The following is a 14,612-nucleotide window of genomic DNA, read 5'->3' as shown; positions in this document are numbered from 1 at the left end:
GAGCGCGCCAGTTTGCGAAACCTGCCGTGGTATAGCCGGTCGGCCAAGCACGTGCGATGCTCTCTTCCGGTGAAGGCTGGGGACCGACCAGCGGGGGTATCCGGATGGAATTCCATCTCCTTGGAACAGTCGAGCTGTCAGCCCAGGGACGGGCGGTGAAGCTTGAGTCCGACAAGGTACGATGCCTGGCGGCGGCGCTCGCGGTCGACACTGGCCGACCGGTCTCACTGGATTCATTGATCGCAAAGCTGTGGGACGACGACCCTCCTGCCAAGGCCCGCGCGACCACTCACTCCTACCTGTCACGCTTCCGCACAGCGCTGCGCCTCGCACAGCCCATTGATGTCGACACCCCGCTGGCAGCCATCAGCCGCAAGGCGCACACCTACACCTTGAACACCGATCCACAGCGGGTCGACTGGCTGCGCTACCTCCAACTTGCCCGTCGCGCGAGATCGCTGGCCGAGGCCGGAGACGACCGCGAAGCACTCGCTGTGTTCGGTCACGCGGAGGACTCGTGGCAGGGGGAGCCACTGGCCGGACTTCCTGGCCAATGGGCGCACGCCACCAGAAAGATCATGCACGACCAGTGGCTGGCCACCACGCTTGTTCGCTTCGAGGTAGAACTGAGGCTCGGGCGCTTCATCGACCTCGTCCCCGAGCTGGCCGCGTTGGCCGAGCAGCGCCCGACAGACGAACGTGTTGTCGGCCACTTGATTACCGCACTGTACGGCTGTGGCCGGCAGGCCGAGGCGCTCGGCGTCTTTCAGCGAACCCGGCGCGAACTGCGCAGCCAGCTCGGCACAGAGCCGGGCGAACAACTCAGCCTCCTCCAGCAGCGTGTACTCCGCCGCATCCCCGTGAGTGAAATCCTGATCCGTCCGAGGAAGGCCCTTCACCGCGGGACCGCCCGCGAGCGCACCGGAGCACACCGCAGCTATCTGCCCGTATTTCCTAAACTGGTTGGCCGGCACCACGAGCTGCAAGGGATCCTCTCGATCACCGGACAGGACCCTTCCTGCGGCGCCATCGCCGTCATCTCCGGCATGGCCGGTGCCGGCAAGTCGTGCCTAGCACTCACCGCAGCGCACCTGTCGCGGGACCGATTCCCGGAGGGGCAGTTCTACGTCGACCTGCGGGCGAACGGTGGCGCACAACAGCCACTCGAACCCGAGGTGGTCGCAACGAAGCTCCTTCGGCAGGCAGGCTTTGCGGCCATTGCCATTCCATCGGATCGCGATGAGCTCCTGTCCCGCTGCCGCGAACTGCTCGGCGAACTCCAAGCGGTGGTCGTCCTCGACGATGCGCACGGCCCTGAGCAGGTCCGCCCGCTGCTCCCTGGAAGCCCCGCTTCTCTGATCCTCATCACCAGCCGCCATCGACTCGCCGAGCTCCCGTGCCGCCCGGTCTTCCTTGATGCCCTGTCGGTCGACGCCGCAGTCGAGCTCTTCACTCGGCTGGTCGGTCATGAGCGCGCGAGCAACAGAAATGAAGTAGAGGCCATCGTCAGTCGCTGTGAGCGCCTTCCGCTCGCCATCGAGCTAGTTGCCAGCCGGCTGAGAGCTCACCCCTCGTGGTTGCTCCCCCACATCATCCATCGGCTCTCCCGCAAAAGCGGTCGGCTGGATGAGCTCCGCCACGGCCTTGACAGCGTGGCCATTGCCTTCGACGTGTCCTACCAATCGTTGCCCGATGCACAGCAGGAAGCCTTTCGTCTGCTCGGCCTGCATCCCGGACCCGACCTCGGTCCGGGTCTAGCCGCCGCGCTGGTCGACCGGCCGCCGGGTGAGACGGATCGGATTCTCGAGAACCTGCACAGCCTGCACATGATCCAGGAGCACTCACCCGAAAGGTACACGCTGCATGATCTCCTGCGTGAGTACGCAGTCGATCTTGCTTCAGCCGAGGAACGTCGCCAGTCAGTTCAACGGCTCGTCAATTATGCTTTACAGGCGGCAGATCGAGCCGATCGGCTCGTAAGTCCGCGGAGACTCCGTCTGCCGCTGCCGAACCAGCCCAGGCGCTCAGCTACAGCCACCACGCCCGCAGAGCTCGACTGGCCTGACGATAAGACGATCAGAGCTTGGCTGAGTATCGAGCTACCAGGCCTGGCAGCCGTCGAACAGCACGCTCGGACCTCCGGCATGCCGGAGGAAGCCGCATGGCTCGCCCACGTCCTTGCCGGACATCTTGAATCCGAAGGACTGTGGCGCGAAGCCAGCGAGATGCACTGCGCCGCAGCCGACCACTGGCGCACTCATGGAGTGTTTCTGTCCGAAGCGCATGCCCTTTTGGCGCTTGCCTCGATCCAGATCCGAACTGCCCAGTACCCCCACGCCGCACAGGCAGCCGAGCGCGCCCTCGACATAGCGCGGACGGAGGGCGATACCAGATGCACCGCGGAGGCAATGGAGAGACTCGCGGCGATTCACTGGCATCAGAGCGACCTCACGACAGCACTGTCAATCCAACGTGAAGTCATCGAGATTCATCGGGCCTCACAAGACCAGTGGAACCACGCCCGCTGCCTAAACAATATCGGCGCGATACTCCTGCATCTCGGGGACAGCACGGCGGCGCTCGAAATCCTCACCGAAGCCCATCCCCTGGCAAATCATCTCAATGACACACGGCTTGAGCTACAAATTCTCAGTAATCTCGGAGCGATTCATCTCAGCACCAGAAATCCAAGCCCGGCTCGGATCGCCTTTGAGAGGATCCTATCCATCGGCGAGGGTGTTCTTTCGCCAGATGACCTTGCGACTGTCCGAGTAAACCTTGCAGCCTCTCTTCCCCTTCCGGGGGATTCCGCCCGCGCCGCTGAGCTCTACGAGTCCGCCCTACGCACCTTTCGCGAGTCGGGCAACCGCCGAACCGAGGCTGATGCGATGAACGGGCTCGGGACCGTCCATCGCCGGTCGGAGCAGTTTGACGCTGCGATCGAGCAGTACTCCCGCGCTCTCGAACTCGCCCGATCCATCGGTGCTCAACGAGAGCAGGCCGCGGCCTTGCGCGGACTCGGCCAGACTGCGCACTCAGTCGCCGACACCTCAGCAGCGCGCAACCACCTCAATCAGGCCGCAGCCCTGGCTCGACAGATCGGGGCTGTGGAAGAGGAAGCCTCCGCCTGCGAGACATTGGCTGAATTACATCTACGCTCTGGACGCCACAGCGAAGCTCGCACAGCCGCCGAACGCGCCATCGAGCTACTTGAATCCATCAATGCGCCAGAATCGATCGAACTCGGAAGGATCTTGACAGTACTTGATCAATTTACCGATAGTAATTCGCCCATCTAGAGGCAGCTGCGCCCAACCCTCACCCAATGTGCGATTTGATCGAGCGGCGTTCCCCCTGGTGTACTAATCCCAAAGCGCCCGCTACTCGCATCATTGGACTGCCCTACGTGAAGCTCATACTTCTGCACTCTGCAGCTTTCGCATCCCTGGCCCTTGCCGCTTCGTTCGCATTCGGATCAACCAGCGAACCTGCGGATCCCACTCGGCCGACAACGACCGTCCAGGCCTGGATGCCGATCTGGGCGACCCAAAGCTTGTAGACCGTCGGGTTGGGCCACACACGTTCATGGCCCAACCCGACGAAGCACATGCCGCCGCTTGGGCGAACCGGCTGACCGCACCTTCATTCGCACACTGACCGCGAGTCGGCCCTACCGACGGACCGTCATCGCCGGGCCGCCATGGTCACGACTGCGGCGGTACCCGCCCCAAAGGGTCCTGCCCTGCCGGAGGGCTGTTGCAGTCGCGTCGGACGGCAGTCAACAGCTCAACGCCAGGATAGGGCCGGTTGAAGCTCGAGGCGGACCCTCTCCCTCGGAGCCGCGGGCCCCGGACCGGTCTCGGATCCTGGGCAGTGGTGGAGTTGTGCGGTTTGCCTTCGAGCGGGTGGCAGTTGCCCGTACCGTGTCAACTGCGGTCAGGCTGGACGACAGGGGTGTGGCACGGTGGAGCCGATTTCGATGGTCTTGCTGGCAGCGTTGGCCGGTGGCGCCGGTGGCGAGGCCGGCAAGCAGGTCTGGGCTGGGCTGAGCGCGCTGGTTCGCCGCCCGTTCCAACGTACCGACGGCGTGCCTGCGGTCTCCTCGGGGGAGGCAGAGCTGGCAGCGCTCGAGCAGGCACCCGATCCAGAGCACGCGGGCGCGCTCAGCACCGCTTTGGCCGTACGAGCCGCACTGGACTCTCAGTTCCGTACCGGCCTGCAGCAGTGGCACGAGCAGGCCAGAGTAGTCCGCACCGGCGACGGCGAGGTGACCAGTACCATCAGCGGCGGCACCTTCCACGCCCCGGTACTACAGGGTCGGGACTTCTCCGGTATCTCCTTCCCCACCGCATCTCCACCACCTCACCCCGCCTCAGGCACCGGTACAACAGCCTCTGACGACTAATACGCCAACCGGACTTCGATGTTTTTTTTCCTGGTCAGAAGGCTGCACGGTGAGTTTAGTGGGCTGGTGCCCGCCAGGGGCGGTCTTCTTGGGACCGCCCCTCGATCATGTCCAGCCGGAAGACCAAGAAACCGCTCCAAGTTTCTGGAATTCTGCCGCTACCTGCGCTCGCTACACCCGGCGGACTTGCGCATCGCGATCGTCTGTGAGAATTGTGAGGATCATGGGGTGCCGCAGAGGACCGGAGCCTGACCCGTGCACCAGCAGTGCTCGTAGATCCGGCCGTTCTTGGCGAGGTTCACCTGCCGGTAGAACCGGTCACCACAGCAGTCGCAGTGCACCACGCCAAGCCAGGGCGAGGCCTCGTTGGAGCGTTCCTTGGTGACCGACCGCTCGTCCATCGCCGCCCGGACCGCGGCTCACTCCTCCTCCGTGAACAGGGGCTTGGCCATCCGGATGGGCAGGCCCTTCCAGTCACAGGCGATCTTGCGCGCCTTCGCGGAGCGGCCGGTCGGCTTGAGACCCGTCGCCGCCGGCGAACGCAGGATCTTGCCCACGCTGGTCGGGTTCCAGTGGTTCGACGGCGGCGTCTTGCGCTTGCTCGTGTACGTGTCGCCCTGGTTCTTGTACGCGTGGGTCGATGGTGTGTCGAAGCCGACGACTTCGAGCGCCGCGGCGATCATCCGCTGGCTCCGCCCTTCCAGGAGGAGCTTGCCCATGTACCGCACGGCCTCGGAGGTCATCAGGTCCGGCTCCAGGGTGCGGCCGCCGCCGGGACGGTCCACGATCCGGTACCCGTATGGCAGCTGCCCGCCCGCCCAGCGACCTGTCTTCCACAGGTGCTTGTGGGCCAGCCGTCAAGCGGGTCTTGATCCGCTTGAGCTCCATTTCCGAAGATCGACGCCAGCATCAGGAACACCTTCGCCAGCTCGTTCCCGAACGACGACTCTCGGCAGTCGAAGGTGATGCCGTCGTCGGTGACCACCAGGACCTTGCGGTTCTCCTCCGCCCAGTGCGCCACGTCCGCGCAGTCCTTCGCGGATCGGAACGCCCGGTCGGCCTCGGCCCACACCATCGCGTCCCACTCGCCCTGCCGCTCGGTCAGCCACGGACCCAGATCCGGGCGCTTCCACGGCGTGATCTCGGCGGAGACGTCCAGGGCCTCGAACGACCCGACGATCTCCCACTCCTTCGACACCGCGTGCCGGGTCGCGGACTCCGCCTGCACCAGGTGAGAGATCTTGCCCTCGTCCCCGTGCGTGTCCGACACACGCGAACCCACCGTCTCCCGAACCGGCGCCAACGCCGCCATGCTGCTCACAGGAGGTCCCCTACCGCCCAGGCCAGCAGGCACCCTCGAACACCCCACACTCGAACGGGTAGACCTTTTTCGAAAAAGCATCTACCTGCTGGCGCATCGACCTCCAGGTCGCCACCCCCGGCCTCGCTGCCAAGGCAGTCGAGGCCTACGTCGAGCGGGCTGCCACCCACACCGAGCGCTGGTCCGACCACGCGCCCGTCACCGCCGTGTTCGACGTGATGTCGGCGGCGGTTGAACCGTGACCCACTTTGGACGGTTGACTTCTGACTCTCGCGTCGTCGGTGGTTTTGTTCAGTCGTTGTCGGTGGTGGCGGGGGCGCGGCCGAGTTCGCGGCCTCGCATGCGGTAGGACTCGCCCTTGAGGGAGTGGACCTCGGCGTGGTGGACGAGCCAGTCGATCATCGCGGCGGCGACGGTCTCGTCACCGAAGGTCTCTCCCCAACGTCCGAAGGGCTTGTTCGAGGTGACGATCACGCTCGCGCGTTCGTATCTGTTCGAGATCAGCTGGAAGAACAGGTTCGCGGCCTCGGCCTCAAACGGGATATACCCCACCTCGTCCACCTATGCGGATATCCGCATAGCTGGACCTATGCCGAGACCGCGACTATGCCGAACGGGGTGTCAGCGTGGCTGGCCGCAACCGGTGAGGGGAATGCTCGTTCCGCATAGTCGTGGGGTCCTGCTGACGAATGGCTGCCCGGCTTCTGACACACTGGTGCCATGACAATGCAGCGAAAGGACCATGCCGCGTAGGCGTCCTTCGGACCTGCGCTCGGACCGCCGAAGCTTCCCGGTTGAGCGTGGGCGATATTCGAAGGTCGGTCAGGTTTCTGGCTCGGCGCAGGCCGAGATCATCCGCTTGGAGCGAAGTCGCTTCGCGCCCGGTGACGTGGGCAAGGCTCTGGCTGCGTGGAGTGAGCTGGCGCATACTCCACGGCAGCGTTCGCCTGACGTTCGCACGGGATGTGGTGTACCGTCCTGCTGTCCGCCGGAGCCGGACGAGTGGCGGGAGCTCCTGGAGATCGTCATGCATGCCTTGCCTTCGAAGTCCGCGCGCGAGCTCGCCCGTATCGTCGGACGTTTGGACAGCAGAATTCTCGATCATCCGGCCTTGAGACACACCGTTTCACCGCGCGGTCGATGGTGGCACTTCAGCCGGTGGCCGTGGGAGGACTGACAGCGGGCGTCGGGCTTTCATCCTGGGGTGCAGCTGATCGGTGTCACAGGCGGTCGAGGAACGCGAGGACCTTGTCGGTGGGCCGGTAGCGGCCCGGCCGGGCGGTGACCGGTGCGGTGAGGGCCAGCGCCTGTTCCTTGATGGTCATGTCGGCGTGGACGTAGGCGTCAGTGGAGCGAACGCCGGCGTGGCCGAGCCAGAGCGCGATGACCGTGGTGTCGACGCCGGCCTGCAGCAGCGACATTGCGCAACTGTGCCGCAGGACGTGCGGGTGGATGCTCTTGTCCAGCAGGGACGGGCAGGCTCGTGCCGCGGTCTTGGTGTGGATGCTCAGGCGTTGGGCGACGGCGTCGCGGCTGAGGCGCCGTCCGGCGCGGGTGCAGAACAGGGGGTCGCTGCGGCGTCCGGCGCGCTCGTTCAGCCAGGCACCCAGCAGATTCTGGACGGGACGGTCGAGGGGAACCGTGCGTTGTTTGCGTCCCTTGCCCTCGCAGCGGACGGCGGCGCCCTCGCCCAGGGTGATGTCGTCGCAGTTCAGGCTGGTGAGTTCGGAGACGCGCAGGCCGGTCTGGACGGCCAGGGCCAGCCTGGCCTTGTCCCGTCGTCCTTCCCACCGTTTCGGATCCGGTGCCGCCAGCAGCGCGTCGACCTCGCTGGCGGTCAGGAACGTGACGGTCCTCTTGTCGAACCGCTTCGGTGGGATGTCCAGGACCCGCTGGATGAGCAGGGCGTGTTCGGGATGCTGCAGGGCGGCGTAGGAGAACAGGGAGCGGATCGCGGTCAGGCGGACGTTGCGGGTTCGGGTACTGTTGCCGCGCTCGTCCTCCAGATGGTTGAGGAACGCGGAGATCACGTCCGCGTTCAGGTCGTTCCAGTCCAACTTCGCTGGAGCGGTCCCGGTCCGCTGGCGGACGAAGCCGATCAGGAGGCGGAGCGCGTCGCGGTAGGCGGCGATGGTGCGGGGGCTGGCCTGGCGCTGGCGGGCGAGGCGTTCGGTGAAGAATGCCTGCAAGGTGGGTGCGATCAGGGTCATGGGCGGGCCGCCTTCCGGACTCCGTCGCGGCGGGCGGCGGCCAGGGCGAGCAGTTCCGGGGCGGCCGACAGGTACCAGTAGGTGCAGGCTGGTTCGCGGTGTCCCAGATAGGTCGACAGTGACGGGATCTTCGCCTGGATATTGCTCTCGGTGCGATACCAGTGCAGGAGAGTTCGAACGGCGAAGGTGTGTCGCAGCTCGTGCAGCCGAGGTCTGTGCGGGGCGTCGAGGCCGACGCCGGCGGTGTCGACCAGGTCCCGGAACACCGGATGCACGCAGGCGTAGATCAGCCGCTTCGCGGTGAGGGAGATGAAGAACGCGGGGTCCTTGACCCTGGGCATCAGGTCTTCGCGCAGCCTGTCGTACTCGCGCAGTGCGTCCGTGGTGCTGTCCTGCAGCGGGATCAGTCTGGACTTGCCGAACTTGGACTCGCGGATGTGCAGCACACCCTCGGTCCAGTCGATGTCGTTGCGGTCCAGCTTGATTGCCTCGCCAATGCGCAGGCCGGACGCGGCCAGCAGCCCGATCAGCGTGTGATAGGTGGCCGCCCGCAGCGGCTGCGGGATCGTCTCTTTGGCCGCCGTCATGATCGCTGCGATGTCGGCGTCGGAGTAGAGGAAGATCTGCCCCCGGCGCCGATTGTAGGGCACCAGTCCCAGTGGCGGCACCTCGGTCGCCGGGTCAATGCCGCTCAGGTAGCGGGCGAACCCGCGGACGGTGGTAATCCGTCGAGGGCTGACAGTGATGATGTTCACGAGCGCCTTCCGGGCGGGGTCTGACCCAAGGGCTGACTGACCTCGGGTCCTCAACCGGATCTGTCGGCCCCGTCCGGGAGTCGCTCGTGTGCATCCACCGGCCCGGCTTGCGTGACTTCATAAGAGCCTGGCCAGAGGCCCCATCACTGTCCTGTCCGCCCGCCGGGCCGGTGGCTGCCGCCCTGACCGGTCAATGGAGAGGACGGCGATGTCCACCATCGCACAGCAGGCCCGTGAGATCACGGGCGGCGTCGACACGCACAAGGACACCCACACCGCAGCGGCCATCGACTCGGCCGGACGGCCCTTGGGCGCCGAGCAGTTCGAGGCCACCGCGGCCGGATACCGCAAGCTCCTGGCCTGGCTCCGCTCGTTCGGCACCCTGGTGCTGGTCGGGGTGGAGGGCACCGGCGCCTACGGGGCCGGGCCGGCCCGACACCTGCGCGAGCAGGACGTGAGCGTGGTCGAGATCGACCGGCCGGACCGCAAGGCCCGCCGGTGGCAGGGCAAGTCCGACCCGGTCGATGCCGAAGCGGTGGCCCGCGCCGCACTCGCCGGGCGCCGCACCGGCACGCCCAAGCGCCGTGACGGCCGGGTGGAGGCCTTGCGGAGTCTGCGCGTCGCTCGCCGCAGCGCGATACGTCAACGCTCCGACGTGGTGAGGCAGATGAAGACCCTGATCATCACTGCCCCGGAGGAACTGCGTTCCCTCCTGCGGGACCTGGGCGACCGACAGCTGATCACCACCTGTGCGGCCTCCCGGCCGGACCGGAGGCAGGCCGGCGAGCCGGTCGTCGCGGCCAGGCTGGCGCTGCGGACCCTGTCCCGCCGCTACCAGCGGCTCAGTGAGGAGGTCGATGAGCTCGACGACATCATCGCCCCGCTCGTAGCCGAGATCGCCCCCGCCCTGCTCGCCCTGAACGGCGTCGGTGCGGACGTCGCCGGGCAACTGCTGGTCACCGCCGGCGAGAACCCCGAACGCCTGCGCTCGGAGGCCGCCTTCGCCATGCTCTGCGGCGCTGCCCCGCTACCGGCCTCCTCCGGCCGCACCCACCGGCACCGCCTCAACCGGGGCGGCGACCGAGGAGCCAACTCCGCGCTCTACCAGATCGTGATCTGCCGCCTGCGCTGGGACCAGCGCACCAAGGACTACATGGCCCGCCGCACTGCCGACGGCCTGTCGAAGAAGGAGATCATGCGCTGCCTCAAGCGATACATCGCCCGCGAGATCTACCGCGTGATCACCACGGCAGAGCAAGCACCCCTGACCCCCGACAAGCTCACCACCGCTGCTTGACATCCATAAGAGCATCCGTCGTGATCACCTCGGGCTCGCGGGTCCGCATCCAGTCCAGCGCGGCGGCGACGGTCACGGTCTGTTCGCCGCGGTCGTCCATGAAACTCACGAAGTCCGGCAGCAGATAGGCCGCTTCGGCCATCTGGTGCCCCAGCGAACGGCGAAGCCGCAGGTAGTCGTCGACCGCTTGGCGAAGATCGGTCATGCCGCCTCCGTCCCGGGCCAGGGCTGTGCGACCGCGCGTAGTGCGATGAAGTCGACCTTCGCGTAGAGCGCGGTCGTGGCCAGGTCCTGATGCCGGAGCACCTGTCCGATCGCCGTGAGCCCGGCGCCGTGGCGGAGCATGTCGGCGGCCAGGGCATGACGCAGTCGGTGCGGCCCGACCTTGAGAGTGCCGGCCCGCCGGCACGCTCGTTCCACGACGTCGCCCACCAGGTCCGCCCGGATCGGACCGTGCGGAGCCTTGCAGGTCAGGAAGACATGGCGGGCATCCAGGCGAGGTCCTGGGCCGGTCAAGTATGCGACCAGGGCCTCGCCGACGTCGGCCGGGAGCGGGAGCCGGTCCTCACGGCGTCCCTTGCCGCGGACGACGATCTCGCCGCAGCGCCAGTCGATGTCGTCCAGCAGCAGCCGGGCCACCTCGATCGAGCGCAGTCCGAGCCTGGCCACCAGCATCAGGATCGCGTAGTCGCGGAGGCCGACCGTCCCTTGGCGGGGAGTATGGTCCAGCAGTCGCTGAACGTCGCCGGCTGCCATTGTCGGTGGCACGGAGGCGAAGCGCCAGCCGCCCACTGGAGGCACCGCGCCGCCGAGCTTCATCGGGGTGACGCCTTGCAGGTGAAGGAACCGCATCAGCGAGCGCAGTTCGGCCACCCGTCCCTTCGCCGAGCCCGCCGAGACCCTGGCGCACTCCCGCAGCAGGAACGCGTTCAGGTCCGCCCCGGTCAGGCTGTCCGGCGTGAACTGGCCGTCGGTCACCGCCTGTTCGGCCAGGAAGCACCGGGCAGTGTTCCCGTAGCGCAGCATCGTCGACGCCGACAGGCCACGCTCGGTTTCCATCCAGCACCGGTAGCGCTCCAGCAGAACCTCCGCCGGCGACGGTGGCACCTGTGGCGCGGGCACCACCCCGGCCTCACGCAGGAACGTCAGCATCGGGACCATGCCGCGCGGCCCGGCCACCCGGCGACGACCCGACTTCCGCAGGTCGGCAAGGTGCTGGTTCAGTCGCCCCTCGTCCAGATCGGCAACATCGAGGCCCTGCCCCGAAAGCCACAGACCGACCTGCCCCAGATCCTTGAGCATGTTCCTGGCGGTCAAGGTCGTGTACCCGCGCTCCGCCAGCCAAGCCTGGTAGCCCTCGACCTGCGCGGTCAGGACACCCGCCTTCCGACGCGTACTCCCGAACGGCATCGCCACCCCCTCGCGGGAGCACCCTGCCCCTCGCTCACGAGGCTTCCCGGCACGGAAACTATGCAGAGCCATGAACAGCAGAAACCCCACGAAAGAGCGGAACAGCGCACACAGCTTCGGCATAGTCGCGGTCTCGGCATAGGTCGATCACGATCAGCGGGTAGCGGCCGAGCTTGACCAGTTCGTCCTGGAGCCGGCCAGCGTGGTGGGCGGCGGCCAGGCGGTCGACCCACTGGGCGGCGGTGGCGAACGCGACCCGGTGGCCGGCCTGGCAGGCCCGGATCGCCAGCCCGGTCGCGATGTGGGTCTTGCCCGTGCCGGGCGGCCCCAGGAAAATCGCGTTCTCCTTCGCCGCGATGAAATCCAGTGTTCCCAGGTGAGCGAGCTGCTGGCGCGTCATCCCGCGCAGATGGGCGAGGTCGAGTTCCTCGATGGTCTTGATCGCGGGGAAACGGGCGGCGCGGATGCGGCCCTCGCCGCCGTGACTGTCGCGGGCCGAGACCTCGCGCTGCAGACAGGCGACGAGGTATTCGAGGTGGCTCCAGGACTCGGCCTGCGCGCGTTCGGCGAGCCGCTCGGCGGCGTCCAGCAACGCGGGTGCCTTCATCGAGCGGGCGAGGAAGGTCAGGTCGGCGATGGTCTGCCGGGTGGTGCGGGCGGCGGGAACGCCTGCTTTCGCCGTGTCGGTGTTCGAGGGTTGGGCAGCGGTGCGGGCCATCATGTGTCCTCCTTCCCGGCGCCGCCCTCGATGAGGGTGAACATACGGTCATAGGTGCCCAGTTCGCGTTGCTCGACCTCGATGCCGAGGCTGTCCGGGGCCAGCACCGCGGCCCGGGCAGTGGCCGCGCGGGCGGCCTGCTGGTGGATCACCTCGCCGCGCATGAGGTCCGCTGCGGCGGCGTGGTCGGGATCGGTCAGGCTCTGGTGTCTGGCCCAGCAGCGCGCATGGCGGGCCACGGTCTCGTCGCCGCAGGTGACGGTGATCTCCTCGTTGTCGGCGTGGACCATCACCGTCCGGCCGATCGCGCGAGGGTGGACGGAGTAGTCGTTGGTGTCGACGCGGATGTAGTGATCGCGGCCGATACGGACGCGAAGCGGCCACCAGTGCGGCGGGTCGACCGGCGGGATGGTGAGCATCGCGGTGCGGTCCGCCTCCCACCGGTCCGCGGGGCGGGCATCGATCGAGCGGTGATGACGCCGGTTGGCGATCTGCAGCCAGGCCGTGAGCTGGCGGTTGAAGTCGCCCGGGCCGGTGAAGGTGCGGCCCGGCACGAAGCTGGTCTCCAGGTAGCCGTTGGCCCGCTCGACCAGGCCCTTCGCTTCCGGGTCACGGGGCCGGCAGAGGTGCACCCGGGTGGCGAGCAGGCCGGCGAACGCGGCGAACTCGCTGGTCAGCCTGCCCTTGCCCACGCCGGTTTCGTTGTCCCAGACCAGCGTCTTGGGGACGGCTCCCCAAGTGGAGAGCAGGCGCCAGTGGCCGTCGATGAGATCGCCGGTGGTTCGCGAGGGCAGCATCCGGGCGGTGATCACGCGCGAGTAGCCGGAGACGATCACGAGCACCGGTGGGCGGCCCGACTGGCCGTAGCCGAGCGGGATGTCGACCGGCGGGAACCACAGGTCGCACTGGGCGAGCTCACCGGGCTGGTAGACGGTCCGCGAGACCGGGTCGACCGGAAGATAGGCGGGACGCAGTTCGCGCACGCGCTCCTTGAGGATGGTCATCCCGCGCTCCCAGCCGATGCGCTCGGCGATCACGGTGGCGGGCATCGTCGGGGTCTGCTTGAGCAACTCGCGGATCGCGGGTTCCACGGCGTCCATCGCCGAGCCCTTCAGCGGCCGCTGGTAGACCGGCGGCCGGTCGGTGGACAGGGCCCGTTTCACCGTGTTCTTCGAGATACCCAGGTGCCGGGCGATCCCCCGGATCGACATGTGCTCGGCCCGGTGCAGCCGGCGGATCTCAGCCCAGTCCTCCACGGAAATCACCCTCTCCTCCTGACCCTCAATGAAGATCAGGATGATCAGACGATCGCGAGGTGGGTCACCGTTGATCCGCCGTTCAGCGGTCAGCTTTCACCCGTCGCCGACACGTGAACAACTGACCTACGAGCAAGACCGTTTGACCGCTCTGAAGGTGGCCGCGGTGTGCAGCACGCCGCACACCGCGGCCACCTCCCAACAGCAGCCGAGCTGCCGACAAGGATCTGAAATCGGCCCCGCGCGTGCGGGGATGATCCCCGGCGCGGGTCGGGGTGGGGAGCGAGCTTCTTGTAGGCCCCGCGATCGCGGGGATGGCCCAACCGGTGTGACGGGGGCGAGGCATGCGGCATTCCCCGGGCAGGACGCGCCGCCGTAGGCGGACGGGGCGGTAGGTGCGGGTGTGGGGCTGGAGTTGGCGGGTGGTCGCTCGTGGCGTGTGATCGTGCGGGGGCGAACGGCGGGCGGGTTTGATTCGGGCTTCGGGGTGGTGTAGTTCGTTCACCCGGCGAGTCGAAACGGGCGGGTGCCGGGGCCGTATCTGCTGTTCATTGCTTGTTTATTGCCAGGAGCCAGAGTCATTCCTGATCTTCCTGACTCGGGCGGCCGGACGGTGCCCGGCAGGCAACTCTGGAGAACGTACATCATGCCGCGCACGCTACTTGGAGCCCTGGTCGCCGCCGCTCCGGCGACCGCCGGGCTCTCGCTCGTCACACCGGCCCGGGCCTCCGCCGCCGCCATGGGGTGGGACGTGTCGGCGGAATCAGCGCGCCGATCGTGCGTACACAGACCCGGGTTCGGCGGCCGGCGGCGCCTTCTCGGAATCGACTTCGTGAAGCCGCCGATCGACGAGGTCGGAAAGAGCGCCGAAGTTCGCGGAAAACCGGCCGAATCGCGTGAGGGCGTGTCCGAATCGCCGCGACACCTCACCATGAGCGAGTACACCATCAGCGCCTTCCGGTGAGACGAGGGCTTCCCGTCGCGTCGCAGCCGAGGCGGAGCACCGACGCCAGGCCGATCGGGCCGACCCGCGCGCGTGAAGGGCCGTGAACCGGCCCCGGAAGCCGTCCGCCGATTCCCTGAGTCGAACCGGAGACTCCGCTTCCCGCCGTCCGTCGGACCGGCATTCTCCGAACGGCCACGACGTTCCCGTACGTCAACACAGATAAGGCGACCGGCCCTCACCCCGGTCGTACCACCGGTCGACCGGGTTGCCTCCCCCACAGGCCTGTCCCGACCG

Annotated in this window: 14 protein-coding genes and 1 pseudogene; 5 read left to right on the top strand and 10 right to left on the bottom strand. The window is 67.3% G+C overall.

Annotated elements, in window-relative coordinates; genetic code table 11:
• Positions 1 to 104: 104 nt before the first annotated feature.
• The 3 genes and pseudogenes from AB0O82_RS27955 to AB0O82_RS27945 all read left to right on the top strand — a co-directional run.
• Positions 105 to 3,299 carry a tetratricopeptide repeat protein gene (locus AB0O82_RS27955; RefSeq protein ID WP_363586689.1) on the top strand — a complete coding sequence of 1,065 codons (3,195 nt, stop codon included), beginning with the start codon at positions 105 to 107 and terminating at the stop codon, positions 3,297 to 3,299.
• Positions 3,300 to 3,979: 680 nt separating this feature from the next.
• Entirely contained in the window at positions 3,980 to 4,405 is a 426-nt protein-coding gene (locus tag AB0O82_RS27950; RefSeq protein WP_363586688.1) for a hypothetical protein, read from the top strand.
• Positions 4,406 to 4,531: 126 nt separating this feature from the next.
• Positions 4,532 to 4,618 (top strand): annotated as a pseudogene (locus tag AB0O82_RS27945) (transposase); the annotation flags it as partial.
• A gap of 8 nt (positions 4,619 to 4,626) precedes the next feature.
• Here AB0O82_RS27945 and AB0O82_RS27940 read toward each other — a convergent pair.
• From AB0O82_RS27940 to AB0O82_RS27915, 6 genes are all read right to left on the bottom strand, one after another.
• Positions 4,627 to 4,806: a hypothetical protein gene (locus tag AB0O82_RS27940; protein ID WP_363586721.1), complete on the bottom strand. Its 180-nt coding sequence runs from the start codon at positions 4,804 to 4,806 to the stop codon at positions 4,627 to 4,629.
• An 18-nt stretch (positions 4,807 to 4,824) separates the two neighbouring features.
• Positions 4,825 to 5,148 carry a recombinase family protein gene (locus AB0O82_RS27935; RefSeq protein ID WP_363586687.1) on the bottom strand — a complete coding sequence of 108 codons (324 nt, stop codon included), beginning with the start codon at positions 5,146 to 5,148 and terminating at the stop codon, positions 4,825 to 4,827.
• Complete coding sequence (locus AB0O82_RS27930; RefSeq protein ID WP_363586717.1) at positions 5,148 to 5,717, bottom strand: recombinase family protein; 570 nt, start codon at positions 5,715 to 5,717, stop codon at positions 5,148 to 5,150. The genes AB0O82_RS27935 and AB0O82_RS27930 overlap by 1 nt, the downstream gene beginning before the upstream one ends.
• Positions 5,718 to 6,017: 300 nt before the next feature.
• Complete coding sequence (locus AB0O82_RS27925) at positions 6,018 to 6,278, bottom strand: ATP-binding protein (protein WP_363586686.1); 261 nt, start codon at positions 6,276 to 6,278, stop codon at positions 6,018 to 6,020.
• 668 nt (positions 6,279 to 6,946) lie between these two features.
• Complete coding sequence (locus AB0O82_RS27920) at positions 6,947 to 7,936, bottom strand: tyrosine-type recombinase/integrase (RefSeq protein ID WP_363586685.1); 990 nt, start codon at positions 7,934 to 7,936, stop codon at positions 6,947 to 6,949.
• On the bottom strand, positions 7,933 to 8,691 hold the full coding sequence (locus tag AB0O82_RS27915) for a tyrosine-type recombinase/integrase (RefSeq protein ID WP_363586684.1): 759 nt from the start codon (positions 8,689 to 8,691) through the stop codon (positions 7,933 to 7,935). The genes AB0O82_RS27920 and AB0O82_RS27915 overlap by 4 nt, the downstream gene beginning before the upstream one ends.
• A 208-nt stretch (positions 8,692 to 8,899) precedes the next feature.
• Between AB0O82_RS27915 and AB0O82_RS27910 the strand changes: the two genes are divergently transcribed.
• Positions 8,900 to 9,988, top strand: a complete 1,089-nt coding sequence (locus AB0O82_RS27910; protein WP_363586683.1) for an IS110 family transposase — start codon at positions 8,900 to 8,902, stop codon at positions 9,986 to 9,988.
• Here AB0O82_RS27910 and AB0O82_RS27905 read toward each other — a convergent pair.
• The 4 genes from AB0O82_RS27905 to istA are packed head-to-tail and all read right to left on the bottom strand — an operon-like array spanning position 9,972 to position 13,372.
• On the bottom strand, positions 9,972 to 10,193 hold the full coding sequence (locus AB0O82_RS27905) for a hypothetical protein (protein ID WP_363586682.1): 222 nt from the start codon (positions 10,191 to 10,193) through the stop codon (positions 9,972 to 9,974). The two genes, AB0O82_RS27910 and AB0O82_RS27905, sit on opposite strands and share 17 nt — an antisense overlap.
• Positions 10,190 to 11,398 carry a site-specific integrase gene (locus AB0O82_RS27900; RefSeq protein ID WP_363586681.1) on the bottom strand — a complete coding sequence of 403 codons (1,209 nt, stop codon included), beginning with the start codon at positions 11,396 to 11,398 and terminating at the stop codon, positions 10,190 to 10,192. The genes AB0O82_RS27905 and AB0O82_RS27900 overlap by 4 nt, the downstream gene beginning before the upstream one ends.
• A gap of 58 nt (positions 11,399 to 11,456) precedes the next feature.
• Entirely contained in the window at positions 11,457 to 12,119 is a 663-nt protein-coding gene (locus AB0O82_RS27895) for an ATP-binding protein (protein WP_363586680.1), read from the bottom strand.
• Positions 12,116 to 13,372 carry an IS21 family transposase gene (gene istA, locus AB0O82_RS27890; RefSeq protein WP_363586679.1) on the bottom strand — a complete coding sequence of 419 codons (1,257 nt, stop codon included), beginning with the start codon at positions 13,370 to 13,372 and terminating at the stop codon, positions 12,116 to 12,118. Before istA ends, AB0O82_RS27895 begins: the two co-directional genes overlap by 4 nt.
• 646 nt (positions 13,373 to 14,018) lie before the next feature.
• Between istA and AB0O82_RS27885 the strand changes: the two genes are divergently transcribed.
• Positions 14,019 to 14,336 carry a hypothetical protein gene (locus AB0O82_RS27885; protein WP_363586678.1) on the top strand — a complete coding sequence of 106 codons (318 nt, stop codon included), beginning with the start codon at positions 14,019 to 14,021 and terminating at the stop codon, positions 14,334 to 14,336.
• Positions 14,337 to 14,612 lie beyond the last annotated feature (276 nt).

This window comes from Kitasatospora sp. NPDC088264, assembly GCF_040685715.1.
In the GTDB taxonomy this organism is placed as follows: domain Bacteria; phylum Actinomycetota; class Actinomycetes; order Streptomycetales; family Streptomycetaceae; genus Kitasatospora.
This window is presented reverse-complemented; position numbering and strand designations above follow the sequence as displayed.